The organism is Psychromonas antarctica, from assembly GCF_022267535.1.
In the GTDB taxonomy this organism is placed as follows: Bacteria; Pseudomonadota; Gammaproteobacteria; order Enterobacterales; family Psychromonadaceae; genus Psychromonas; species Psychromonas antarctica.
Map to the genome: position 1 here is coordinate 1 of NZ_JAHNZV010000022.1, position 26,639 is coordinate 26,639.

Genomic DNA, 26,639 nt, shown 5'->3' on the forward strand with positions numbered 1-26,639 from the left:
GTTGTGTACTTCTAACTTCCTATGGCTTCCTTCAGACCCCACCGTTAGCCAGTGACGCCCTTGCCATTCGGATTATCTTCCCCTCAATCAGGGTGATCTCACTCTCTTGCAAGTGAGCGGGTTTGCCTGCTTTGCTGGGCAAACAAAAAAAGCAGCATGCTGCCCCGTTCCACTGCCGATCTCCAGCACATGGGATATGTCCTTAAGCTGTGCGGCTAAAACAGTATAAATTGGATTTTTATTGTTTTCACAGGCCTGTGAAAAAGTCTGTATTTGCATAATTAATTACCTTCAGTACAGCTTTGCTCGAAGCCACATTATCCGACTTATAGCACCGCTTTAATCAGTTCAAAGTTCTCTGCACTTCCCGTTTCCAACCAAGTAATATCTTTCCAACCACGTAACCCCCAATCCTTTTAATAGAAAGCATTGCCGCAGGCAAATGACTGGCTCGACTTATAGCACTGCTTTAATCAGTTCAAAGTTCTCTGCACTTCCCGTTTCCAACCAAGTAATATCTTTCCAACCACGTAACCCCCAATCCTTTTAATAGAAAGCATTGCCGCAGGCAAATGACTGGCTCGACTTATAGCACTGCTTTAATCAGTTCAAAGTTCTCTGCACTTCCCGTTTCCAACCAAGTAATATCTTTCCAACCACGTAACCAGGTCATTTGCCTTTTAGCTAATTGCCGAGTTGCCACTATTCCGCGAAACACCATTTCATCATAATCCATGGTGCCTTGTAAATATTCCCACATTTGCCGATAACCGACACAGCGCATTGATGGTAAATTAAGGTGTAGATCACCTCTATTATATAAAGCTTGCACTTCTTGTTCAAAACCGGCCTCTAACATTAAACGAAAACGCAGCTCGATGCGCGCATGCAATGCCGCTTTGTCACTCGGCGCAATCGCAAACTGCTTAATAGTGTAAGGGATAGGATCACTTTTAATCTGCGTTAGCGCCGTTAAACTTTTGCCAGATATCCGATACACCTCGATAGCTCGTGATAAACGCTGAGGATCGTTAACATGGATACGCGCCGCAGAAACTGGATCTATCTCTTTCAATAAATCATGGAGCGCTTGCCAGCCGTTCAGTTCAGCCTGTTTTTCAATAGCCGCTCGAATAACCGGATCGGCACTCGGCAGTGGCGACAAACCATCCACTAAAGCTTTGTAATAAAGCATCGTGCCACCCACCAGCAGCGGCGTATTACCACGGGCGGTGATCTCTTTCATCAAACGCAGCGCATCGTTGCGAAAATCACCAGCCGAGTAAGATTCAAGGGGATCAATAATATCCACCAGTGCATGTGGGACTTTTTGCAGTTCTTGCTTGTCCGGTTTGGCGCTACCGATATCCATGCTCTTATAAATAAGTGCAGAATCGACACTGATAATTTCACAATGGCATTGCTGTGCTAGTTTGATCGCTAAATCGGTTTTCCCTGAAGCCGTTGGCCCCATTAAAAATAGCGCGGTTGGGTAGTTACTCATCTGAAAAACCTTGCAGTAATAACGTTAAATCAGGATCATTAAAGAGAAATTCCTGCTGATTTTTTAAATCGTCGGGGAATAAATTAACGAATAAATCTAACAATAATGAAGCATTTTGCAGCGTCCAGTGTTTTTTATCAACGACCGTTTGCTTTGATGTCTTCACTAAAAACGCACAAAAATCGTTTACTTGGGGCCCACTCATGTTTTTGTCCACTGCACCCAGATAAGCTAATAATATAGGTAGAATTTTAGCAACAGGCATTTGTCGCAATATTGCCGGCACTTTACTAATAATCAGCTTGTTAGCTTGTATTTTAAAGGCAAAACCTAAACGCTCAAAAAGTTGCTGGAAATCTGAGCTGATTTGTAATAGATCTGCTGTTAGTTGAATGCGCACCGGCAATAAGAGCGGTTGCGCTATTACCTCGCCATTTGACCAAGCACTAAACAGTTGAGTCTGCTTAACCACGGCGTCCGCTCTATTTAATGATAAGACCAATAAAGGTGAAGTGCCGTTAAGCAACTGTTGCTCGGGATTGAGCTTAAGCAGTCCATAGTCATCCGCAATTAAGCTAACAAACGTTCCTAATGCAGCGTGGTCCTTGTGCTTATGTTCTGACTCGAATATCGGCTGATGGGCTTCGCGCACAAAGTCACAGTAAGCATCAATTTGTGCAGGATCTAGGTTAGTTTTGGCATAATTGCCATAGCTGGCGGAGCCATTGGAGAATAGGGGCTCTTTAGAGTAACGAGCCTCAGATGCACTGCCGTTCTGTTGCAGCGGTAAATAATCGTGCTCGGTTTTTTTGCCCGCTGCTGGCCTTAATGGGACATTTTCACTGGAAGCGGATTGGCTAAGTGTTTCACTCAAGGTACTGACAATAAAATCATGTACCCAACGAGCTTGATGAAAGCGTACTTCATGTTTAGAGGGATGCACATTAACATCCACTTGCGCTGGTTCACAGCGTATATAAATAACGTAAGCGGGGAATTTCCCCTCAGGCAATGAATAAGCGTAAACTTGCCGTATCGCATGATTAATTAATTTATCGCGAATTACCCGCCCATTGATATAACAGTATTGCACATCAGCTAATGAACGAGCTGAAATACTATCGCATATCCACCCCGATATGTGCAGGTCATTGTCACTATTTTGAAAATGTAACGCGCCTTTTACGAAACTATCACTACAGATAGCGGCAAGCCGTTTTTCCTTCTGTATCTGAGTTTGCGCCGCACGGTATTGGCGAATAATTTTGCCGTTATGCTTTAAAACAAAAGTGATTTCAAAACGACTTAATGCGATACGCCGCACAAGTTCATCTATATGTTGAAATTCGGTTTTCTCTGTTTTCAGGAAGCGCCGCCGTGCGGGGGTATTAAAAAAAAGATCTAACACTTCCACCGTCGTGCCTTGCGGATGGGCGGCAGGTTGGATCTGCACCTGCATATCACGCCCTTCGGCAATCGCTTGCCAAGCTTGCTCTTGAGTAGCTGGTTTGGAGGTGAACGTTAGACGAGAAACAGAGCTGACACTCGCGAGCGCCTCTCCGCGAAACCCCAAACTAACAATAGCTTCTAAATCATCTAAATTACTTATTTTACTGGTGGCATGGCGACTTAATGCTAAAGTAAGCTGGTCTTTGCAAACCCCGTTACCGTTATCCTTAATGCGGATGCATTTTGCCCCCCCTTTATCGATATCTATCTCTATCTGTGTAGCATCCGCATCTAAGCTGTTTTCAATCAACTCCTTAACAACTGATGCAGGACGTTCAACCACCTCACCAGCGGCGATTTGGTTGGCCAGTCGTGCAGGTAAAATTTGAATAGGCATAAATACAGATAATCCAGAAAAAAGTTAAGTAACGGGGATAGTTAATACTTGCCCAATCAATAATGAATTTGAGCGTAATTGATTAAATGATTTTAGCAGATCCGTCGTCGTACCATAACGATTGGCGATCACTGAAAGTGACTCCCCACTGCGCACTTTATGTTTGGTTAATTGCCCCATAGAAGTTGGGATTTTTATTTTTTGTCCGACTAACAGTGTGCTAGACCTCATTTTATTATATCTTTTTAAGTCAGAAGTCGTCGTACCGTAATAACTGGCAATCACAGAGAGTGATTCGCCACTTTTCACTTTATGTACTGTTGGATCTGCTTTTTGCACATGAGCTGGACTGATATAACCTGCACGAGGGATGTTGATTCGCTGGCCAATAAGCAGAGAAGTCGTTCGCAACTGATTATGTTCTCTTAAGTTCTCTGTCGTTGTGCCGTAATGGCTAGCAATCACAGATAATGACTCACCACTTTTAACTCGGTGTACAGAAGCGGGTCTAGTTAATATGCGATTCTCTTTAGCTGCTGCGCGGGCAATATTATCACCTGGAATATTAATTTCCTGACCGATCGCCAAGACACTTGAACGCAGATTATTATAACGTTTCAATGCGCTTGTGGTGGTATCGTATTTGGCGGCAATCACAGACAGTGACTCACCGCTTTTTACCTGATGCACGACTGGTTTAGCAATAATAGCTGGCGCTTGAGAAAGCGCTGCGATATCAATTGCCCCTCCGGGAATATTAATAGTCTGCCCAATCGCCAAGGAGGTTGAACGCAGATTATTATAACGTTTCAATGCGCTTGTGGTGGTATCGTATTTGCTCGCAATCACAGACAGTGACTCACCGCTTTTTACCTGATGCACTACGGGTTTAGCAATAATAGCTGGTGCTTGAGAAAGCGCTGCGATATCAATTCCCCCTCCGGGAATATTAATAGTCTGCCCAATCGCCAAGGAGGTTGAACGCAGATTATTATAACGTTTCAATGCGCTTGTGGTGGTATCGTATTTGCCGGCAATCACAGACAATGACTCACCGCGTTTAACCTTATGTACAACCGGCAGTTTAGTGATCACAATATCGGATTTCGGCGCGGGTGCAACAGCAACATAATCACCTGGGATTTTTATTTTCTGGCCAATCGCCAAAGAGGTTGAACGCAGGTGATTATATTTCTGTAATGTACTGCTGCTCATGCCGTAGTTAGCGGCAATCACAGACAATGACTCGCCGCGTTTAACCTTATGAATACGCATTTTTTGTTGTCTGGTGGTGACTAAGCGCACTGGATCTTGTTTTACCACTAACTGATAGTTAGGTGGGATTTTTATTACCTGGCCAACACGTAATGCGGTCGATTTTAAATCGTTATAGCCGCGCAATTCATTGGCCGTGACGCTATAACGCGTCGCTAACAAGGATAATGACTCACCGCTACGCACGGTATGCTTGATGGCACGTTTTTTCTGCGCAAACAACGTATGTTGTGGTGGTGCTTCTGTAAAATGCTTATAAATACCATTAAACACTGCATTAGCAATTTTATTTTGATGGCTAGATTTATTTAATAACCTTTCCTCTGCGCGGTTAGTAATAAAACCAGCTTCCACTAAAATAGAAGGAATATCGGGTGATTTTAAGACGGCTAAACTAGCATGGACAGGTTTTTTCTTATGCAGTTTGGTCACTTGTTTTAATTCATTAACCACCAAGTCCCCCACGTGATAGCCGACATCCATGGCATTCCCCATAGACATATCTAAAAACATTTCGGTCAAAAATGGCACACTACTTGAGCCTTGAATCAGATCTCCAGCACCACCCAGCAGTTCTGAATGCGCTTCATTTTTTTCCATCCAGCGCCCCAATTCAGTGGTGGCGCGGCGGTTAGATAAAACCCAGACTGATGCCCCATCAGGCCGACTTGAAGTGAAACCATCAGCATGGATAGAGACTAAAAAATCAGCTTTACCTTTGCGCGCAATGACAGAGCGTTTATTTAAATTAACAAAATAATCACCGGTGCGAATTAAGAAAGCACTCATCCCTTTTTGGCGATTAATAATCGCCTGCAAACGCTTGGAAATTTCCAAGGTTACGTTTTTCTCATAAGTGTACTTACCTATTGCACCGGGGTCTTCGCCACCGTGTCCGGCATCAATAGCGATAATGATATCCCGCCCGACTAGGGTGGAAGGCTTGATCGGCTTAACAACCGGAATAGTGGCTAATTGCTGATGCGGTAAATCGACCACTAAGCGATGGCCATAGGGCGCGGCAGGGGGCAATGTAAATACTTTCGCTTTACTGGCTTGATTTAAATCGATCACTAAGCGATAAGTGCCTTTTTGACCACTGGCGCTTTCGCGCAAGTTATTAACCAGCGGACCATCATTAACCAAAGTCTTTAAATTAAACTTGCTGAGCGTTGATTGAAGATCGATAACGACGCGATCTGGATGAGTTAAATAATGGAGTTCATAATCGGGTTTATTAGAAAGATCTAACACAACACGCGTACTATCTGGCGATGGCCAGGTTCTTACCGCTTTCAATTGATTAGCTTGCGCCGCACAACTAAGCGACAACAAGCCAAGCGAACACCAAACAAGTAAAGAAAAGGTGCGGATAATAAAATCGATTATTAATTTCATAATTTACTCAAAACGCGTAAACCTATCTCTGTATTTGCCCGCAGCTCAACTGTGCGTTGCTCACCGACATAAGAAAGTGTTAAATCAATATCCGCTTGTGGTAAAACCCCTTCACCACGCTCAGGCCATTCGACTAAGCAATGGCTGGTGTGAGTGAAATAATCACGGATTCCCATAAATTCAAGTTCTTCCGGATCGCCTAAACGGTACAAATCAAAATGATAAACTTGCCAATCCGCTAGTTCGTAAGGTTCAACCAGCGTATAAGTGGGGCTTTTAACCTTACCAACATGCCCTAGGGCCTGTATAAATCCACGTGTTAAGGTGGTTTTCCCCGCGCCTAATTCACCATGTAGATAGATACAGACTGGCTCATCACAAGCCGCACTTAATCGTCCGCCAAAAGCAACCGTCTGTTTGGCATCGGCCAATTTTTCTTTAAACAAATTCAACATGATGGATTAACTAATTTCCTGATATAAGGGAAAAGATCACTGGCCAATAAACCGCGCTCTTCTTGCCCTGCGGCTAAATCGCCTGCAAGACCATGGATGCATACTGCAAACGTTGCCGCTTGCTGTAAATTTAACCCCTGAGCTAATAAACCACCTATAATACCAGAAAGCACATCCCCCATGCCACCACTTGCCATCCCCGGATTGCCAACATTAGCGAGATAGATTTGTCGGCCGTCACAAATTAACGTCCCCGCCCCTTTTAAAATCACCACGCCACCAAACCGCTGTTGCAAATTTCGCACCGCAGTAAAACGATTTTCTTCGACTTGTTCAACAGAGCAGCCCAGTAGCTTAGATGCTTCACCTGGGTGTGGCGTTAAAATCCAGTTTTTTTTACAATGGGGATTATCTGCCAGAAGCGTTAACCCATCGGCATCAATAACAGTCGCTAAATCACTGCCTAATATTAAATCGAAAAGAAATTTTGCCCAATCATCTTGTCCTAACCCGGGGCCAATGACTAAATTAGTTGCCCAATTATATAATACACGGTTGTCTTTTTTTTGCAGATCAAAGGCATTTACCATTAATTCAGGGCATCCAGCGAGCAGGGCAAAACGACTTTCTTCTCGGGTTAATATTTTTACCAATCCAGATCCCGTACGCAACGCCGCTTCCCCAGCAAGACGCACCGCACCAGTCATGCCTAAATTGCCGCCAATGATTAAGGTTTTACCAAAAGAGCCTTTATGGCTACAGCGATTGCGCGGGGTTAATAGATACGCCAAGTCGCTATAACTTATTCGCGTAACGCGACTTGTCGATAAAGCAGTAAACTGCTCCTCGATACCCAAGCCTGAAAAATAGATCTGCCCACAATAATCGCAGCCGCGGCCAGTAAAAAGTCCCTGTTTTAAACCAACAAAGCAAACAGTGACATCCGCCTTAACGACTACATTGCTCACGGCTCCTGTATCTGCATTGAGACCAGAAGGAATATCAATACTCAGTACGCGTTTAGCGCTTTGATTGATTTTATTAATCAAAGACTGATATTCAGGACTAACATTGCCCGATAAACCGGTACCCAGTAAGGCATCTATAATGACATCTGCACGTGTAAAATCGGCTTGCTCAATTCCCTCAATCACCCCGTGCTGTTTTTCCCATGCGCGACTCGCCTGCGCAGCATTCCCGGTTAACGCTGTCGAATGGCCCATTTGACAAAGCTGTACAGATAGCCCGGCTTCTTTAGCCATTGTCGCAAAGATATAACCATCACCGCCATTATTGCCTTTTCCGACTAAAACTAATAACTGTTTGGCATCACTAAAATGGTTCTTAAAAACGCCATAACAAGCCTCTCCGGCTCGCGTCATTAATTCATATAAAGTAGTGCTAGCCAATACAGCTGCTTGTCCTTCAAAATCTTTGATCTGCTGACCACAATATAAAGAGTGTGGTAAACTGTTGTTGGTTTTTATCTGTTTAGAAAGCATAAATATCCTATTGAGAGTAAAAATGACAAGCCCTACAAATATAGTTGAAAGCACTGCAATTAAAAAGAAATTGGAAATAGTTAAGTTCGATTTAACGATGCTCTCTGAAAGTATCAAACAGTGGGGCAAAACACTTGGTTTTCAACAAGTGGGGATCGCAGATATTGATCTTAAACAGCATGAAAGCACATTACAGCAATGGTTAGATAACCACTACCATGGTGAAATGGACTATATGCAAAAACACGGCATGAAGCGTGCGCGTCCAGACGAACTTCATCCCGGCACACTGCGTGTTATCTCAGTGCGTATGGACTACCTGCCTGACAACGCCGCATTTGCGCGCACCTTAAAAGACAAAAATATTGCTTATATCAGCCGTTATGCCTTAGGCCGAGATTACCACAAAGTGATGCGCAAAAAACTTAAACAGCTAGGGCAAAAAATTGAACAAGAAGTTGGTCAACTCGGTTATCGCCCTTTTGTTGATAGCGCTCCTATCTTGGAACGACCACTTGCTGAAAAGGCGGGCCTTGGCTGGGTCGGTAAGCACTCACTTTTAATTGACGGCAAATCGGGATCTTGGTTTTTTGTCGGTGAATTATTGGTTGATCTGCCCCTGCCCATTGATCAACCCGTCGAGAACCGCTGTGGGTCCTGTGTTGCCTGCTTAAAAATTTGTCCAACACAAGCAATCGTCGCGCCCTATATTGTTGATGCGCGACGCTGTATCTCTTACCTTACGATTGAACTGCAAGGCGCTATTCCGATTGAATTTCGCAAGGCTATCGGCAACCGTATTTATGGCTGTGATGACTGCCAATTAATTTGTCCTTGGAATCGCTTTGCCAACACCACCCAAGAAACTGACTATCAAGCCCGTCAACAGCTCGATAAACAGCCTTTATTAACGCTCTTTAACTGGAGCGAATCTGAATTTTTAAGCAATACGGAAGGCTCCCCTATCCGTCGTATCGGTTATCAACGCTGGTTGCGCAATATCGCCGTTGCCTTAGGCAACGCGCCATCCAATGAAGCTGTCGTTAACGCGTTAAAAGATAAACTCGCTTGTTGCGATTCGCCATTAGTTAATGAGCATATAACTTGGGCACTAGCAGAGCATCAACAACACAGCCTAATAGCGAACGAACGTCTCACTCTGCGCCTAATCAATGCAATAGAAAAAGGTTTGCCACGCGATGCGTGATTGCTTACACACTTATACTTTACACGCTAGCTTGACAGAATGGTGATTGTCGCAAAAACTTACAGAGCTCATTTGCAACGATAAATTAACTCTCTGTCAGCCACAATTTGGAGGTTTTATGATTGCTGTACTTTTTCATTGGGAACTCAAACCGGGATATGAACAATCATTTAAAGAGGGCTGGTCTGAAATAATCCAGCGCAATATTGAAAAATATGGGGCACTGGGATCTCGTTTACATAAAACTAAAGATAATCAATGGCTATCTTACAGCCAGTGGGTAAGCGAAAAGCATTTTATCAACGCACAAAACTTAAAAGATAGTCATGAAAATGCACGAATTAAAATGATCAATGCAATTAGCAAAGCCTATCCCCCGATTGCGATGGTACCGATGCTTGATCATCTCATGGCCACCGGATTAAGCCAGCCGCACCTGCTTCCCTAATACAAATTGCTTGTTTCTCTATCGCCAAATAGAGGCAAGCATTAACTGTGATAGCACCTCTCATTTTTCAAAAATATACAGACGTATCCGAAATTTTCAATTATCCTGCATATTCTTCATTTTTGTGCATACAGGAGCTGCTTTTATGAGCGAACAATTAGATGACCAACAGATCCAAAAGATTCAACAATATGATGCGCAACAGCGTTATCAGTACCTTATTAAAGAAGTACTAAAAAACAAAGAAATTTGGTTGTTAATTGATGAGCACGGCTGCGTCATGCTTAATACCGAGGAAGAAGATTGCGTGCCTGTTTGGCCAAATAAAGAGTTTGCTCAAGCTTGGGCCACAGAAGAATGGTCGCACTGTAAAGCAGAGTCGATATCACTCGAAAAATGGCACAACCGTTGGACACATGGCCTTGAGGGTGATGAGCTCGCGATTGTGGTTTTTCCCGATCAAAACTGTGAAGGCCTGATATTTTTCCCTGATGAATTTGATTTAGAGCTGCAGCAACACGCGAAGAAAAATTCGCATAAAAAACAACATTAAAAGAAATTGGATAAGAAACCATTAACTTATTTTTTATCCAATTATGCACTTAATTTGGCAGATCAATTAAAATAATCTCGGCATCAACCAGCGCTTCTATTATTAATTCTTTTATATCTGTCAGCTCAGCAGCATCACCTTTATTAAGCGTAATCTTGTTATCAGAGCCGCTAGAAACTGAAAAATTCCCCTCTGATATAAGTAAATAAGCCTGCCCGCTGATGTTCTGCGTGAGCACTGTCCCGTGCTTTAAACAGCCACCAAAAATACGCGCTTTCTGATTGATAAACAAAGCATCCGCTTGCTCATCGACAAACCCAGACACCAACAAAGGCAATTCGGTTGTCACCGGCTTAATAGGAAATTTTTGTGTTTCCCAGCGCGGTCTCACGTTAACTTTATCCGTTTCAATCCAAATCTGATAAAGGGTCAAGGGAGTTTGACCTAAATTATACTCAGAGTGGAGAATCCCACTTCCTGCGCTCATTACTTGGATTTCTCCCGCATTGGTTATGCCTTTATTACCCTCACTATCTTGATGAGAGACAGCGCCACTGCGGATATAACTAATTATTTCCATATTTTTATGCGGATGCAGATCAAAGCCATAACCGGGCTTAATCAAATCATCATTAATTACCCTTAACTTACCAAATCCCATGCGCTTAGGATTGTAATAATCGGCAAAACTAAAATGAAAACGGCTTTGTAACCAACCGTGATCGGCGTGTCCTAAGTCTGAATAACGGATCGCTTTAATCATATAATAAATACCTTATGAATTAGTGACTCACATTTTAGCTGCCACTTCCTATAAGCACAGTATATGCATTGCTTCTTTTTTAATAAGGCATTAAATTAAGGTTATCTGTTCAAAATATTTGAACAATTTTTTTCTTTTTCAAAAGGTCTGTTTTATATGCCGCAGTTACCGATTACCCTTGAAGCGCTCACTGTCTTGGATGCGATTGATAAACGCGGTAGTTATGCATCTGCAGCAGAGCTGCTCAATAAAGTCCCCTCTGCACTCTCCTATATAGTGCAAAAACTAGAAGAGCAGTTGCAAGTAACCATTTACCAAAAACAGGGAAGACGCTCAGTATTAACCCCGGCCGGTAAAAACTTACTCAATGAGGGACGCTTAATTCTTGACGCCGTTGAGCGACTCACGGTCAAAACACAAACCATCTCTAATGGCTGGGAACCCAAGTTAAATATTGCGATAGAGTCAATACTGCCCAGTAGCGCAGTCTTTTCTGTGCTGAATGATTTTCTAAAATTGCACCCTACTATCAAAATGGATATTAGTGAGGAGATAATGAATGGCGCATGGGAATCGCTAGTAGAAGACAAGATCGATATGATTATCGGTGCCTCAAATCCAATTCCAAAACAAAAAGGGATCCAGACCCTGCATCTATGCGATTTTAATCCCGTCTTTGTGGTTAGCCCAGATCATCCCTTAACTAAACATCAACAACCATTAAGCAATGAAGTGATTGCGCGTTACCGGGCAGTCGTCGCACACGATACTGCGCAGCAGTGGATAGCGAATAGCAGTGCAGTGATCAGTGAAGATCAATATTTTTATGTGCCGAGTTTGGAATACAAAATTAACGCACAGTTAGCCGGTATAGGTTATGGCTTTTTACCGCGTCAGCGCATTCAACAATATTTACACAGTGGAGAACTGGTTGAGCTAGCAATAGAGCAGGCTACTCCGATAGTGCCTCTGTGTTTAGCATGGAAGGTCGTCAATCAAGGCAAAGCATTAAAAACGGTTCGAGAGATGCTGATCGCCAGAAAAAATATAATTCACTGTTAAACAAGCTTCATTGCGCTGGCTGTATTTATATAATAGAGCCAGCTATAAGCTTTTCATCTAGTTGATCGCAATTAATTCAACATCAAAAATCAGCAGAGAACCAGCCGGAATTTTCCCCGCAGCACGATTACCGTAAGCTAGATTGCTGGGAATATAAAAACGAAATTTATCACCAACAACCATCAACTGCACCCCTTCAGTCCAACCAGCGATCACTTGATTCAGGCCAAAAGAGATCGGTTCACCACGATCCACCGAACTATCAAAGACAGTGCCATCGATTAATGTCCCATGATAATGTACTTTGACATTACTCTTCGCCGTTGGATGGACTGTACCCTCACCCTTTGTTAATATTACATATTGCAGTCCAGACGCGGTGCTTTCAACCCCCTCTTGTTGTCCATTATCAGCAAGAAACTCAACGCCAATCTGAATGTTTTGCGGTGCATTTTTACTGCTGCTAAAACGTTGAAAAACGAAAAAAAGAGCCACTAAAATAAGCGCTACAATGATAATCTTTGACATACTAAAAACCTTATTTATTTAATTTAAAAATGACAGTGGCAGAGTGCTGCGTTGCGCACTCTACGTATTAAACAAGCACTAGCCATCCTGCCACAGCTATCATCATACTGCCAGCAACCCGATTCATAATGACCACATTACCGCCCTGCTGCAACAGCTTGCGAAGTGTACGTCCGCCTGTTGCGTAAAGTAGCAAGCACAACAGTTCAAGACACAATATCAGCGCAATGAGAATCGTCGCTTGTGGATAGAGGGGCTGATTAGCATTAATAAAGGGCGGCAATAACGAGATCATAAATGCCCATCCTTTGGGATTAGCAATAGCGGTAACAAACCCCTGCATAACAAGCGCTAAAGGTGCAATATTTATCTGCGTATCAGCATCGATCGATACGGCCATTTTACCGCGGCAACGCCATAGCTGTACGCCCAAATAAAAGAGATAAGCGCCCCCTAAATATTTCAGTAGTAAAAAAAGATTGGGCCGGGCCAGTAGGATAGTAGCAACACCAATCAATGCAAACAGAGAAACAAGAGCGACACCAACCAACTCCCCCGCAATCATCCACAAACTGCGGCGTACGCCAATCGTCATGCCCAATGTCATCGCCAACGTCATACAAAGCCCAGGCGTGGCAGAAACAGCAAAGAAAGTAGGAATAAATAAGATTAAAACAGAATGATCCATTAAGCTTCCGTCAGATATATAAGTGAGAACCTATTATACAGGCGTGCTATCGCCTAAACAGTCTTTTATTGGCGAGAGTAAGAAAAGTTTACGGCTCGCTTCCCTTTGGCTTACTAACCGCACAACGGCAGTGCGATTGACTGCCGCTCACAACATTAATTTAAAAAAGCTGTGATAACAATAATAAACCGCCAAAAGCAAAACTTGCGAGTAGGGCTAAACGCCCACCAGCAACCTGATAATGAACACCTTCGAGTAAAGAAGAAAACGCCACAGTTCTGACTTTTAAAACCATCGCCATCGGCACAAAAACAGCCAAAAAGACCAGTATCATACCAGCATAACCTAAGACGCTAATAAACTGCTCTTTCGCCCATAACGCACCAACCAGCGGCAATAAAAAAGTCAGCACAAAGGTCATCATTTTATTTTTATTAAAGAGGTCACTGTTTTGATCAAACAGTGACATCGCCACGCCAAGAAAAGAGGTCAATAAAGCCAGCCCTGTAAATAAAGATAAAATAGGACCGAGATAACTATGGCGCAAGGAAAGTACAGAAATTAATTCTGAAACATTGGCAAACTTCACTAGCTGTTCAGCAGGTAAATTGCCCACCACAGCAAAGAGCCAAAGCAGGTAGCAGAGTAGCGGAATAGCCGCGCCAATAAGAACCATATTTCGAAGCTGCTTATGAGTGGCACCGCTGTTATATTTTACCACTGAGGGAATCACCACCATAAAACCAAAGCTGGTAAATAACACGGAACTATTTCTAAACAGCTCAATTTTATTTTCACTATCAAACAAATTTAAATGGGCAAAAGAGATATTCGGTAGCAGATAAAGCAGGCTAACCGTGAGTACCAACAGCATAATAAAAAAGAGAATACGGTTAAGCTTATCAATAGAAGCGGTACCTTGAGCGACAAAGAAACCGGCCACAAAAGTGAATATCACCTGACAATCGACTAGGCCCAAATCAATTGAACAACTCTGCAATACTTTTTGCAACAGATCTGCCGCGCTGACAATGTAGGCGATCATCAAGCAGATAACCAGACAATAAAGCAGCACATTGGTTATCAACTGCCCCTCTTTCCCTAAGGTTTTACGGGCAATACTATTCATGCCAATCCCCCCCCCTGATTTTATTGTCGCTTCAAGTAATAATAGCGCGGCATAACTTGTACCGATCCAGATAAGTAGCATTAATAGCGAGCCCCAAAGCAAACCAAACTGCGCCAATACCATGGGAATAGCGAGCATACCCGCACCTAAAGCGGTGCCTGAGATAAGTAGGCTTCCGCCCATTAATTTTGAATTCAAAAGTTAAACCTTATAGATAAAGTAACGACTCCTAAAAGCCAGTTCTTATGACAGATTCCGGATTGTTATCCGCAGCTTAAGCAACAGAAGAGTAAAAACGGCTTACGTTTAGCGTTAACACAATAAAGCGACCACTTGCTAAAATCAGCGGTTTCCAAGGAAAACATTGAGTAAGGTACTTTTTTATTGCAGAGCGGCATAATAAAGTAGCCGAGGAGACTTTGGTATGATTCATTGCATTAACATAAAATTTTCTGGCAAAATTGCGAGAAGCGAAGGATATTCGTTGACTTCTATATGCCGGTGTCACGCAGGGTAGATACTATTCGGCAGAATATTCCTTGCGTAATAACGGCAGTAAAAAGTTTTTCCCAACCGCGGAGCGATCCGACACTTCGGTTTCATCTTTAAGCGTTACCCCTGAATAGCCGCGTTGATCGGCTTCCTTAATCAAATAAGTTAATCGTTCTACAGCTTGCTGATAACTCATGCCCCGAGGGCGAATATTGGAAAGGCAATTACGTTTAGAGTCTGCGCAGCCAGTCTCCGGATGATAAGTGAAATAGATCCCTAAACTGTCGGGCGAACTTAAACCCGGTCGTTCGCCAATTAAAATAACCGTCATACGCGCTTGAATATGAACCCCGACATCATCAGCAACGGCTACTCGTCCCTGTTGTACAATACAAATAGGTGCAATGGATAACTCCATTTGATTGAGACTAGGCAGTAATTCAGTAAGCATTTTTTCAATATTTTCAGTGATCGCTAAAGAGGACAAACCTTCACTTATCACGATCACAAGATCATAAATATGGCGTTGCAATTGACTAAAGCCTTGCAGTTGCTCAATCGATTTTGTACACAGGGTTCGCCCTAAATCAGGTCGTTGTAGGTAAGTTGCGCGATTATCTACGCAACTGGCAAGGGTTATAACAGGCAAACCAAATTGACGTAACTGTTTCCCCAGCAGCTCATAATCCAAGGGTAGGTGCACGGCATCACGCGCTTTAGCATGATCCAATTGAAAAGCAAGGTGTGCCTGTGTGGGTAAACTGTTACCCGCACGTCCAAGTGCAATGCGCGCGTCCGTATAGTGGCGAAGATGCTGCCAAGGGTTAAGCTGCACCTGTGCGGCAGTGTTATCTAAAGCTGCTTTTTTGTTAATCAATGTTTTTGCTATCTGGGAATTCATGATGCTACCTTTATTTGATCGTTAACCGCTTGCGCAAAAGGATCTGGCAGATGATCAGTGACTAATAACTGACCAAATTGATCCACGATCCCCTGTTCTTGTAACCAAAAATCAAATTCAGGAGCTGGTTTGAGCCCAAGCAGCTGACGAGCATAAAGTGCATCATGAAAAGAGGTGGTTTGATAATTAAGCATAATGTCATCTGAGCCAGGGATCCCCATAATAAAATTAACACCGGCAGTAGCAAGCTGAGTGAGCAACATATCCATATCATCTTGATCAGCTTCGGCATGATTGGTGTAACAAATATCACACCCCATTGGCAGACCTAACAACTTGCCACAAAAATGATCCTCAAGACCCGCACGGATAATCTGTTTGCCATTATATAAATACTCCGGTCCAATAAACCCCACCACAGTATTCACAAGTAACGGGTTATAACGACGAGCGACCGCATAGGCTCGCGCCTCACAGGTTTGCTGATCGATTCCGAAATTAGCATTAGCACTGAGAGCGCTGCCTTGCCCAGTTTCAAAGTACATCACATTATTGCCGACAGTACCGCGTTTTAGACTTAATGCGGCATCATAAGCCTCGTCCAAAATAGACAAGCTGACACCGAAACCATTGTTCGCTTTTTCAGTGCCAGCAATGGACTGAAAAACCAGATCAACGGGCGCGCCACGATTGATCGCTTCGATATGGGTGGTAACATGGGTTAATACACAGGATTGAGTGGGGATTTGATAATGGTGAATCACATCATCCAACATCTTCATCAGCTCGGTCACCGCTTGTAAATTATCAGTGGCAGGATTAATACCGATCACCGCATCACCGTTTCCATAGAGCAGCCCGTCAATTAAGGTTGCGGCAACACCAGCGGGATCATCCGTTGGATGATTAGGTTGCAAACGCGTTGAAAGGGTTTTATTAAGGCCAATGGTATTACGAAATTTGGTGACAACTTGGCATTTACTGGCCACCATAATCAGATCTTGGATACGCATTATTTTACTGACAGCAGCAGCCATTTCAGGGGTGATCCCCGCGGCTACCTTCTGTAGCTCCTCACTGGTGGTTTCATAGCGTAACAACCAGTTACGAAAATCGCCAACAGTCAAGTGGCTAATAGGTGCAAAGGCGAGCGTATTATGACTATCTATAATAAGGCGAGTCACCTCATCTTGTTCATAGGGAATAAGCGTCTCATTGAGAAAATTTTTAAGTGGTACATCGGCCAAAGCGAGTTGTGCTGCAACGCGTTCTTGAGCACTATCAGCAGCTAATCCCGCCAGTATATCACCACTGCGCAATGGGCTTGCTTTGGCCATCAGCGTCGCTAAATTTTTAAATTGAAAACGAGTATGGCCTGCCAAAGCAGTATACTGAGTCATAAGGAGTCCTTAACGGCAGCAAATACTGCCGTTAGCAGATGGGTATTAAGCTGTTTTAGAAACCAATGTTTGATCTGGTTCTGCTACTCGATTGCTGTCCGATAAATTAAAGATTATAAAGCTAACCCCCATAATCCCGAAGAAGATCGCCGCTATCGTTAAATTAAAGATAGTAATCGAAACCAAGGCAACAACAGCAATAACTAATGCTACTTTTGATGCTAGGATGCCGTGCTTAACGCGGTATGGCCGCGCCAATTCAGGCTCTTCTTTACGTAATTTAATAAATGAAACCATCGAAATAGCGTACAGCACAATTGCGCCAAAACAGGCAAGCGTAATAATGTCACCCGTCTTACCCGTGAATAAGGCAATGATACCAACAGCCGTATTAGCCAATAATGCAACGACTGGAGTTTTGAGCTTAGGGTGGATATAACTCATTGCTTTGGGAAAGTAACCAACACGACCAAATTCAAAGGTAGCACGACCACCAGCAAGTAAAATTCCATGGAAAGAAGCCACTAAACCAAATATACCCACACCCGCAACGAGATGGACAAAGGGTGAGTTCTCACCTAATACTGTCGATAGAATCAAAACAAGTGGCGTATCTTGTGCCTCAGTTGATCCTGCTGCGTAAACAGCAGATTCCCAACCATTTACACCAACGGAAGAGATAAAGACCAAAATACATAAAGTCACCAGCGTCGCTAATGCAGCACCAAATCCAAGTTTAATATTGCGTTGTGGATTAACAGTTTCTTCGGCTACATTTGCAACACCCTCTATTGCCAAAAAGAACCAAATAGCAAAAGGGATAGCAGCAAAAATACCTGAAATTCCGTTTGGTAGTGCATTTACGGCTAAATTAGATAGTTCAACATGAGGAAGAGTCAGACCAGTAAATAGAAGTAATTCACCTACTGCAATAATCGTAATCAACAACTCAAATGTAGCAGCGAAACGTACACCAACAATATTAACCCCCGTAAAAATAAGATAAGTGACAATAGCGATTAAAATCGTATGGTCACCTGGAATAAAAAGATTAAGGTAAGCTGCAATCGCAAATGCGATCGCCGGCGGCGCAAAAACAAATTCAATATTTTGTGCCATTCCCGCGATAAACCCCCATTTTTTTCCTAACGCACGATCCGCATAATCAAATGCGCCACCCGCTTTAGGAATTGCACACGCCATTTCCGTATAACAAAATGTAAAGCAAACATACATCGTAATAATAAACAGCGTTGCAATCCCGAGCCCTAATGTGCCCCCTTCAGCGAGCCCTAAATTCCAGCCAAAATACATGCCGGAAATAACATATCCAACCCCTAACCCCCATAACATGACCGGCCCTAATGTTTTTTTTAGTTCATTGGTTTGCATCATTTAACCCCTTACTTATTGCAATATTTATTGGTTTTACAAAGAATCAGTCTGGATACATCGGAAAATGTATTTTCACCATTGATAGGGCTTTAGCATAAAGCAGGCCACAAAATATTAACTATTAATAACAACAAGTTATCGATTGACCTTACAAAATAGGTGGGTAAATTGCACTGAGGGCGCGCACGCCTGCACTAGATATGTGCGAGTTCACACTTTTACTAGAAAAGTAAGTTAAATAATAATAGTCTACTGCCCGCTTATCAGATAAACATGCAGAAATAGAGTGGTTAGAGGAGGCCTAAACTTAATGTTTTTTATGGAAATTTAGCAAGGGATATTAAGCGCTAGCATTAGAGCAATAATTGCTTGTCGATAGGATGAAAGATAGAACTCGCATCGATTAATGCCTTTGCAGTTAACTGAGGCACGCCATAACTCTCTGTTTTTACTCCGTAAGTATGTTTTACTTTGTCGAATAGAATAGCAAAATCCCCATCGCCAGAAAGTAAAATAATAGTATCAACCTGCACCGCCATTTCCATTATGTCAATGGTAATGCCAACGTCCCAGTCACCTTTAGCCGTGCCGTCAGAACGCTGAATATAAGGTTTTAACTTGACCTCAAAACCAATATGTTTGAGCACCTCTTGGAATTTTTTCTGCTGGTTATCGCCGCGATCAATGGCATAAGCAAAGGCGCTGACAATCTCCCCCTGCAGCTCAATTTGCTGCCATAACTTGCGATAGTTGAACTGTTTTCCATAAGCTTGGCGGGTGGTGTAATAGATATTTTGCACATCGGCAAAGACTGCTATTTTATTCATTAAAACCTTCTATTACTTATACTAAACAGTGCCTATTGAAGCGCTTCATGGCTCTAAAAAAGGCTTAAATAACAGCGGTTATCTAAGCCTTCGCCAAGCATTTATTGATGGCGATTAGTTAAGCTATCCGCCAACAAAATTAGTACGGGCTGAGCGCTGCTTTTTATTGCTACCCGTAGTCGGTCCTGAGCGTTGTCCATCACGATGTCCCACATGTGCTTTCTTAGGTTTTTTAGCGTGAGCAGCATGTGCATCCAATGCTGAAGGCGGTAACGGCTCACCCGGTTCAAACCCCTTTAAAGTATGACGTGGGATCTCTTTCTTGATCAGTTTTTCAATATCTCTGAGTAGTTTAAATTCTTCATTGCAAACCAATGAAACGGCTTGTCCATCGTTACCTGCTCGACCGGTACGACCGATACGGTGCACGTAGTCTTCACTCACATGGGGCAGATCAAAGTTAACAACTTGCGGCAGTTGATCAATATCAATACCGCGCGCCGCTATATCGGTTGCCACCAGCGCTTGAATTTGTCCCGCTTTAAATTCTGCTAATGCTTTGGTACGTGCTCCCTGGCTTTTATTGCCATGAATAGCGGCGGAATTGATACCGCGCGCATCGAGATTTTTCACTAAACGATTAGCACCATGTTTGGTTTTTACAAAGACCAATACTTGCTTCCAATCGTTGTCTTTAATTAAGGTGCTTAACACAATCGATTTTTTAGTTTTATCGACTTCATAAAGCGACTGCGTCACGCTTTCGGCTGTTGTATTACGTGGACTAACCGAGATTTCGACGGGATTATTCACTAATCCTTTTGCCAGCTTACGAATATCGTCAGAGAAAGTCGCAGAAAAGAGTAGATTCTGACGTTTAGGCGGTAAGAATCCGATCACACGTTTAATATCGTGGATAAACCCCATATCGAGCATCCGATCAGCTTCATCTAAAATGAAAATTTCTAACTGCTTAAAACGCACCGCGTTTTGGTTATACAAATCCAGTAAACGTCCCGGTGTTGCCACCAGTATGTCCAGTCCACCACGCAACAACTGCATTTGTGGATTAATTTTAACACCGCCAAAAACCACCGCACTGCGTAGTTTAGTATAACGCCCATAAGTCGCTACGCTCGCATGGACTTGAGCCGCTAATTCACGCGTAGGCGTTAAAATAAGCGCTCTTACTTGGTTCGGTTTTGGGCGATCGCCTTTTTCTAGTAATGCTAATAACGGTAAAGTGAAACCCGCCGTTTTACCAGTGCCTGTTTGCGCAGCAGCCATTACATCTTTACCTGCCAATACAGCCGGAATTGCCTGAGCCTGAATAGGAGAAGGATCCGTATAACCCTGCTCCTTAACAGCACGTAGTAATTCTTCAGGCAGATTAAGGGAGTCAAAACTCATAGATTAGTCTCTTTTATAAAATGGATAAAACAAAATAGCTGGCAAGCTTACAGCAAACAATAGCCCATAAGCGATTTAAATCACTCACCCTTGAGATAAAAAGCCATCAACATAGGTTAAATCTAGATGATGTGATTTGCAAAAAAGTAGTCTTTTTTACTTTAACGTTGTGCTTCAATTTATAATCTAATTTAGATGAGATATGCAATGCCAAATTTACTCATTATTTGTTCATTTAACACGTGAAATTGGTGAAAATAAAAACCAGCTAAAAACAACAGCTGTAATAAAAAACCGCAGTGATCACTTCATTACCGAGCAATAGCAAAATAATCTCTATTATCCGATGTGATTTAAATCACTATTGGTCTATAAATAATCAATCTCCTCTGTATAATAGCGGCACTTTATTTGTTTATATACGCTTAGGAAAATTATCTTGCTTAGTACTAATAACATCACCATGCAGTTTGGTGCAAAACCTCTTTTTGAAAATATCTCAGTTAAATTTGGTAACGGCAACCGCTATGGTCTGATTGGTGCTAACGGTTGTGGTAAATCAACATTTATGAAAATCCTAACCGGCGATCTTGAGCCGAGTGCAGGTAATGTTGCCAAAGATCCAAACGAACGTATTGCAAAACTGAATCAAGATCAGTTCGCTTTTGAAGAGTTCTCGGTATTAGATACCGTATTGATGGGTCATAAAGAGATGTGGGCAGTGATGGCTGAACGCAACCGTATCTACTCTTTGCCCGATATGAGTGAAGCGGACGGTATGAAAGTCGCCGATCTTGAAACTGAATTTGCAGAAATGGATGGTTATACCGCAGACTCACGCGCAGGAGAGTTGTTACTCAGCGTGGGCATCCCATTGGAACAGCATTACGGCTTAATGTCTGCCGTTGCTCCCGGTTGGAAACTGCGAGTGTTACTTGCACAAGTGCTGTTTTCAAATCCGGATATTATGCTACTCGATGAGCCAACCAATAACTTGGATATCGACACAATCCGCTGGTTAGAAGACGAATTAAAAGCGCGTCAGTGCACGATGGTTATCATCTCTCATGACCGTCATTTCTTAAACTCCGTATGTACTCATATGGCCGATATCGATTACGGTGAACTACGTTTATACGCGGGCAACTACGATGAGTATATGACGGCGGCGACGCAAGTTCGCGAACGTCTACTCTCTGATAACGCCAAGAAAAAAGCGCAACTCTCTGAGCTGCAAGATTTCGTTAGCCGCTTTTCTGCTAATGCATCAAAAGCTAAGCAAGCAACTTCACGCGCCAAGCAAATGGATAAAATTGTGCTTGATGAAGTTAAACCATCAAGCCGCGTAAACCCTTATATTGTCTTTAAACAAGAGAAAAAATTGTTCCGTAATGCGCTTGAAGTCATTGGTATTACTAAAACGTTTGATCACACATTGTTTAAAGACCTTAACCTGATGGTTGAAGTGGGTGAACGCATTGCCATTATCGGTCAAAATGGCGTCGGTAAAACAACGTTATTACGTACCTTAATGGGTGAAATACCACTCGATTCCGGTGAATTCAAATGGTCTGAAAACGCTAGTTTAGGCTATTATGCTCAGGATCATGCTTACGCCTTTGAAAAAGACCAAACTTTAGTAGAATGGATGAGCCAATGGATGAAAGAGGGCAATGACGAGCAATTTGTACGAGGCACTCTGGGACGTCTGCTATTTGGCTCAAATGATATTGGCAAGTCAGTCAAAATAATCTCAGGTGGTGAACAAGGGCGTATGTTATTTGGTAAATTAATGATGGATCAGCCAAATATCTTGTTAATGGATGAGCCGACCAATCACTTGGATATGGAATCGATTGAATCATTAAATCTAGCACTTGAAAACTACGAAGGTACGTTACTGTTTGTCAGTCATGACCGTGAGTTTGTTTCTTCACTGGCGACCCGCATTATTGAAATTAAAGGAAATGAAATAATTGATTTCCACGGCCCGTACAGTGAATACCTTAAAAGCCAAGGCATTATCGGCGGTTAATTCCCTATCACTTTACAGAAAAAGGGCTTAGTGCCCTTTTTCTGCGGTCGTTATTAAAGGATTATTCTTCACTTGCTTTAGATAAATAGAGATAACGTAGATCATTTCCCCAAAGATAAATATACTTACGTTTTTTATCCTTACTTTCGACACACTTACCAAATAGAATAATGCCAGCTCCTTCCACATCGCGTGGATTTTCGATGGCAAAGCGACTTAATAATTTTTCACGATATTTTGCGATAGGCACCCCAACGCAGCGATCTTCAGCCGGATTTAACCAGCTCAAGCTTGGATCTGCATGGGAAAGCGTTCCCCAGTACATCCGCGGCGCACCATTCTCTGTCGGCTGTGCATCGGCAATATTAACAAACAGATTTTTAGCTCGCCATTTATGCGTTTCGCTGGTATAGATCCAAACATCCGACGCCGCGAGCGAACTTCCCCGCAACAAACTAATCAGCAGTTTGCCAAGCCCTTGCTTGGCGGCCTTCGATTGATCTGCTTGCACTGTTAACTTTTCTTGATTTTCTGAAGAGCTGCGGGTTAATTTATGCTCAAGCATTGAGCGGCTGAGCTTGTTATCTTGATCTATCGGGCGCTCTTTTTTCAGCTTTTTCATTGGCTGATTAAAATCAATCACTAATGCATTATCTTCTAACAGTACTTTTTCAACTTCTGAAACCTGCCTGTCTTCTTCACTTTTACGTACCGAAGGATTAAACTCAGCACAATCAAGCTGGTGATAACGCGCTCCAAAACAGGCCTGTTTACCATCTTTAGATGCGCGACGAAAATAAGCTTTCTGCAGACAAACGGGACATAACAGGGAGTAACGTAACTTATCTATCTGGGTTTCCGGCAACGCTTTAAATTCAAAAATAGAGTAGGTTACGGAGTTATCTTTATTATAAATACAGATAGCATCAAGCATCGTTTTTCCCTTAATAGATTCTACTTCTCACCACCATAAAAACAGGTTATATCGTACTTTTTTTCAAAAAATCAGTCTGTGATAAAAAAGCTCAGGCGGTGTACCTCCTCTGATTACAGATAAGCCTCATCGCCTTGCAGAATAAATAGTACAACAAAAATGGCCGGACTTAATAGTCAGGCCACTTGTCTTATAAACAGACGGTTATATCTCTACTGTGAAAAATTAATTTTCCCCTCTTTGACGGTGACCTCTATCTGTTTGCCTGTTGACAAGCTTCCTGAGAGGATCTCCTGCGCTAAGGAGTTCTCTAACAACTGCTGAATGGCTCGTTTTAAAGGTCTTGCACCATACACCGGGTCGTAACCCGCAGTCACTAACAGCTCGATTGCTGACGGATCAAAATTCAAATGATAATCACGTGTTTTAAGGCGCTCTTTTAGCTCATCTAACTGGATAATTGCAATAGATTTAATATGTTTTTTCCCTAAAGGATGGAAAACCACCGTCTCATCAATGCGATTTAAAAACTCAGGGCGAAAATGATTGCCCAGTTCATTAAGTAATGCCAATTTTATCTGCTCATAACCAACTTTATCAAAACGCTCATGAATCAGTTCCGATCCAATATTAGAGGTCATAATAATTACGCAGTTTTTAAAATCGACCGTACGCCCTTGCCCATCGGTTAAGCGTCCATCGTCTAAAACTTGTAATAAGATATTAAAGACATCCGGATGTGCTTTCTCAATTTCATCTAGCAAAATAACCGAATAGGGTTTACGGCGCACAGCCTCAGTCAGATACCCCCCCTCTTCATAGCCCACATAACCCGGAGGTGCGCCGACCAATCGTGCCACTGAGTGTTTCTCCATAAACTCAGACATGTCGATACGTACCATATTATTTTCACTGTCAAAAAGAAAATTGGCTAGTGCTTTACAGGATTCCGTTTTACCCACTCCGGTAGGCCCAAGAAAAAGAAATGAGCCGATCGGACGGTTTGGATCACTTAGCCCCGCCCGACTGCGGCGAATAGCATTGGCAATTGCATCAATTGCTTCATTCTGCCCAATAACACGCGAATGCAGTTGAGTTTCCATTTTTAAGAGTTTATCACGCTCCCCTTCAAGCATTTTTGCTACCGGAATACCGGTCCAATGGGCGAGAATTTCTGCAACTTCATTCTCTGTCACGCAATGCTTTAACAGTGTCATTTCTTGCATTTCCGCTTGGGTTGCAAGATCCAGTTGTTTTTCTAATTCGGGAATTTTACCGTATTGCAATTCGGACATGCGTGTTAAATCAACGGCGCGACTAGCAACTTCCAAATCTAAGCGCGCCTGTTCCAATGCTTTTTTAATATTTTGAGTACCAGAAAGCGCCGCCTTTTCTGTATTCCAGATTTCATCAAGCTCTTGAAACTCTCGGTTTCTATCGGCCAGCACATCATCAATATCCTGCAGACGTTTAATGCTCGCATCATCACTGTCATTTTGCAGTGCTTTCTGCTCTAATTTCAGTTGAATTATTTTCCGTTCGAGTTTATCAAGCTCTTCCGGTTTAGAGTCCATCTGTAGGCGAATACTTGATGCAGCTTCATCAATCAGATCAATCGCTTTATCGGGCAACTGACGATCAGCAATATAACGGTGTGAAAGCGTAGCTGCCGCGACAATGGCAGGGTCGGTAATTTCTACTTTATGGTGCAACTCATAACGCTCTTTTAAACCACGTAATATAGCAATAGTGTCTTCTACGCTCGGTTCTTCCACCAGCACCTTTTGGAAACGGCGCTCAAGGGCTGCATCTTTTTCAATATATTGACGATATTCATCAAGTGTCGTTGCACCAACACAATGCAGTTCACCGCGTGCCAAAGCCGGTTTTAGCATATTGCCGGCATCCATCGATCCTTCGGTTTTCCCTGCGCCGACCATCGTATGCAGTTCATCAATAAAGAGGATCACACGTCCCTCTTCTTTGGCCAACTCTGCTAAGACAGATTTTAAACGCTCTTCATACTCGCCACGATATTTCGCCCCCGCAATTAAAGCACCCATATCCAGTGATAATACCCGTTTGTTTTTTAGCCCTTCCGGCACTTCACCATTTACTATTCGTTGTGCAAGTCCTTCAACAATTGCCGTTTTACCGACACCTGGCGCGCCAATAATGACTGGATTGTTTTTGGTGCGCCGTTGTAATACTTGCAGCATGCGGCGCACTTCATCGTCACGTCCGATAACAGGATCTAGCTTACCCTGCTCTGCTCGCTCGGTTAAGTCGATGGTGTATTTAGCGAGTGCTTGCTCTTGCCCCTCACCATTTTGATCGTTAACTTTTTGGCCATTACGAATTTTATCAATCGATGCCGCTACTTTTTCTTTACTTATTCCTAATTGCTTTAAAATAACGCCTAGTGCACCTTTATCTTCACAGGCTGCAAGTAAAAAAAGCTCGGACGAGATAAACTTGTCTTTAGATTTTTGTGCGTATTTGTCACAAAGATTAAAAAGAGTACCTAGTTGAGCAGAAAGTTGGATATCGCCGCCAATCCCAGATACTTTTGGTATTTTGTCTAATTCCGTCGATAGCTGCGAGCGCAGTAAATTAAGGTCAACTTCTAAATCCGCTAAAATGGGGCGAATCGAGCCACCATCTTGATTGAGCAATGCCAACATCAGATGTGTCGCTTCAATATACTGATGATCGCGACCCAAGGCGAGTGATTGGGCATCGGAAATGGCTAATTGAAATTTACTGGTTAATTTATCTAAACGCATGACTTGGTCCTCCAAGAATTCTCTATACAATGAAGATGGAGGTTTATTAACAATATATCAAGGTGAGAGGTTCAAAAATGGTGCCGGTAATACTTTTAAAT

General features: G+C 42.7%; 21 protein-coding genes and 3 pseudogenes. 5 read left to right on the forward strand and 19 right to left on the reverse strand.

The genetic code is table 11. From position 1 onward, the window contains the following. Nucleotides 1-144: 144 nt before the first annotated feature. From KSO91_RS07580 to KSO91_RS07610, 7 genes and pseudogenes are all read right to left on the reverse strand, one after another. Nucleotides 145-279: pseudogene (locus KSO91_RS07580) on the reverse strand (DUF938 domain-containing protein); the annotation flags it as partial. Between the two features lie 307 nt (nucleotides 280-586). Further along, complete coding sequence (miaA, locus tag KSO91_RS07585; RefSeq protein WP_238742356.1) at nucleotides 587-1,504, reverse strand: tRNA (adenosine(37)-N6)-dimethylallyltransferase MiaA; 918 nt, start codon at nucleotides 1,502-1,504, stop codon at nucleotides 587-589. Next, nucleotides 1,497-3,350 (reverse strand): DNA mismatch repair endonuclease MutL, encoded by a 1,854-nt coding sequence (gene mutL / locus KSO91_RS07590; RefSeq protein WP_238742357.1) that lies wholly within the window; start codon nucleotides 3,348-3,350, stop codon nucleotides 1,497-1,499. Before mutL ends, miaA begins: the two co-directional genes overlap by 8 nt. A 24-nt stretch (nucleotides 3,351-3,374) precedes the next feature. Next, nucleotides 3,375-3,518, reverse strand: a pseudogene (locus tag KSO91_RS07595) (LysM peptidoglycan-binding domain-containing protein); the annotation flags it as partial. A gap of 1,170 nt (nucleotides 3,519-4,688) precedes the next feature. Next, a pseudogene (locus KSO91_RS17875) lies at nucleotides 4,689-6,023 on the reverse strand (N-acetylmuramoyl-L-alanine amidase); the annotation flags it as partial. Then, entirely contained in the window at nucleotides 6,020-6,478 is a 459-nt protein-coding gene (tsaE, locus tag KSO91_RS07605; protein WP_238742358.1) for a tRNA (adenosine(37)-N6)-threonylcarbamoyltransferase complex ATPase subunit type 1 TsaE, read from the reverse strand. The gene tsaE and the pseudogene KSO91_RS17875, both read right to left, overlap by 4 nt. Then, nucleotides 6,472-7,980 (reverse strand): NAD(P)H-hydrate dehydratase, encoded by a 1,509-nt coding sequence (locus tag KSO91_RS07610; protein ID WP_238742359.1) that lies wholly within the window; start codon nucleotides 7,978-7,980, stop codon nucleotides 6,472-6,474. Before KSO91_RS07610 ends, tsaE begins: the two co-directional genes overlap by 7 nt. Nucleotides 7,981-8,077: 97 nt before the next feature. Here KSO91_RS07610 and queG point away from each other — a divergent pair, with 97 nt between their 5' ends. From queG to KSO91_RS07625, 3 genes are all read left to right on the forward strand, one after another. Continuing rightward, nucleotides 8,078-9,187 carry a tRNA epoxyqueuosine(34) reductase QueG gene (gene queG / locus KSO91_RS07615; protein ID WP_238742386.1) on the forward strand — a complete coding sequence of 370 codons (1,110 nt, stop codon included), beginning with the start codon at nucleotides 8,078-8,080 and terminating at the stop codon, nucleotides 9,185-9,187. 118 nt (nucleotides 9,188-9,305) lie between these two features. Further along, nucleotides 9,306-9,635 carry an antibiotic biosynthesis monooxygenase family protein gene (locus tag KSO91_RS07620; protein WP_238742360.1) on the forward strand — a complete coding sequence of 110 codons (330 nt, stop codon included), beginning with the start codon at nucleotides 9,306-9,308 and terminating at the stop codon, nucleotides 9,633-9,635. A gap of 145 nt (nucleotides 9,636-9,780) precedes the next feature. Further along, entirely contained in the window at nucleotides 9,781-10,188 is a 408-nt protein-coding gene (locus KSO91_RS07625; RefSeq protein ID WP_238742361.1) for a DUF2750 domain-containing protein, read from the forward strand. A 49-nt stretch (nucleotides 10,189-10,237) separates the two neighbouring features. On the opposite strand, the gene KSO91_RS07630 is transcribed toward KSO91_RS07625, so the two are convergent. Beyond that, nucleotides 10,238-10,951, reverse strand: coding sequence for a pirin family protein (locus KSO91_RS07630; RefSeq protein ID WP_238742362.1), 714 nt, complete (start codon nucleotides 10,949-10,951; stop codon nucleotides 10,238-10,240). 156 nt (nucleotides 10,952-11,107) lie between these two features. Between KSO91_RS07630 and KSO91_RS07635 the strand changes: the two genes are divergently transcribed. Beyond that, a complete protein-coding gene (locus KSO91_RS07635) occupies nucleotides 11,108-12,013 on the forward strand; it encodes a LysR family transcriptional regulator (protein WP_238742363.1) in 906 nt (301 codons plus the stop codon). A gap of 57 nt (nucleotides 12,014-12,070) precedes the next feature. Here the strand turns inward: KSO91_RS07635 and KSO91_RS07640 are convergent, their stop codons facing one another. The 9 genes from KSO91_RS07640 to KSO91_RS07680 form a co-directional block, all read right to left on the reverse strand. Next, nucleotides 12,071-12,541, reverse strand: coding sequence for a BamJ family beta-barrel-assembly machinery protein (locus tag KSO91_RS07640; protein ID WP_238742364.1), 471 nt, complete (start codon nucleotides 12,539-12,541; stop codon nucleotides 12,071-12,073). Between the two features lie 67 nt (nucleotides 12,542-12,608). Continuing rightward, on the reverse strand, nucleotides 12,609-13,229 hold the full coding sequence (locus KSO91_RS07645; protein WP_238742365.1) for a LysE family translocator: 621 nt from the start codon (nucleotides 13,227-13,229) through the stop codon (nucleotides 12,609-12,611). 160 nt (nucleotides 13,230-13,389) lie between these two features. Then, entirely contained in the window at nucleotides 13,390-14,556 is a 1,167-nt protein-coding gene (locus KSO91_RS07650) for an amino acid permease (RefSeq protein ID WP_238742366.1), read from the reverse strand. 76 nt (nucleotides 14,557-14,632) lie between these two features. Then, nucleotides 14,633-14,791 (reverse strand): hypothetical protein, encoded by a 159-nt coding sequence (locus tag KSO91_RS07655; protein ID WP_238742367.1) that lies wholly within the window; start codon nucleotides 14,789-14,791, stop codon nucleotides 14,633-14,635. Between the two features lie 87 nt (nucleotides 14,792-14,878). Further along, nucleotides 14,879-15,751: an ethanolamine ammonia-lyase subunit EutC gene (gene eutC, locus KSO91_RS07660; protein WP_238742368.1), complete on the reverse strand. Its 873-nt coding sequence runs from the start codon at nucleotides 15,749-15,751 to the stop codon at nucleotides 14,879-14,881. Continuing rightward, nucleotides 15,748-17,151, reverse strand: a complete 1,404-nt coding sequence (locus KSO91_RS07665) for an ethanolamine ammonia-lyase subunit EutB (protein WP_238742369.1) — start codon at nucleotides 17,149-17,151, stop codon at nucleotides 15,748-15,750. The genes eutC and KSO91_RS07665 overlap by 4 nt, the downstream gene beginning before the upstream one ends. A gap of 45 nt (nucleotides 17,152-17,196) precedes the next feature. Further along, on the reverse strand, nucleotides 17,197-18,546 hold the full coding sequence (gene eat / locus KSO91_RS07670; RefSeq protein ID WP_238742370.1) for an ethanolamine permease: 1,350 nt from the start codon (nucleotides 18,544-18,546) through the stop codon (nucleotides 17,197-17,199). A gap of 353 nt (nucleotides 18,547-18,899) precedes the next feature. Then, on the reverse strand, nucleotides 18,900-19,373 hold the full coding sequence (locus KSO91_RS07675; RefSeq protein ID WP_238742371.1) for a LabA-like NYN domain-containing protein: 474 nt from the start codon (nucleotides 19,371-19,373) through the stop codon (nucleotides 18,900-18,902). Nucleotides 19,374-19,496: 123 nt separating this feature from the next. Then, a complete protein-coding gene (locus tag KSO91_RS07680) occupies nucleotides 19,497-20,783 on the reverse strand; it encodes a DEAD/DEAH box helicase (RefSeq protein WP_238742372.1) in 1,287 nt (428 codons plus the stop codon). Between the two features lie 439 nt (nucleotides 20,784-21,222). On the opposite strand from KSO91_RS07680, the gene KSO91_RS07685 reads away from it, so the two are divergent. Beyond that, nucleotides 21,223-22,818 carry an ABC-F family ATPase gene (locus KSO91_RS07685; RefSeq protein WP_238742373.1) on the forward strand — a complete coding sequence of 532 codons (1,596 nt, stop codon included), beginning with the start codon at nucleotides 21,223-21,225 and terminating at the stop codon, nucleotides 22,816-22,818. 61 nt (nucleotides 22,819-22,879) lie between these two features. Here KSO91_RS07685 and KSO91_RS07690 read toward each other — a convergent pair whose 3' ends face one another. Together KSO91_RS07690 and clpB are read right to left on the reverse strand one after the other, a co-directional pair. After that, nucleotides 22,880-23,752 carry a hypothetical protein gene (locus tag KSO91_RS07690; RefSeq protein WP_238742374.1) on the reverse strand — a complete coding sequence of 291 codons (873 nt, stop codon included), beginning with the start codon at nucleotides 23,750-23,752 and terminating at the stop codon, nucleotides 22,880-22,882. 212 nt (nucleotides 23,753-23,964) lie between these two features. Beyond that, complete coding sequence (clpB, locus tag KSO91_RS07695) at nucleotides 23,965-26,538, reverse strand: ATP-dependent chaperone ClpB (RefSeq protein WP_238742375.1); 2,574 nt, start codon at nucleotides 26,536-26,538, stop codon at nucleotides 23,965-23,967. Between the last annotated feature and the right edge of the window lie 101 nt (nucleotides 26,539-26,639).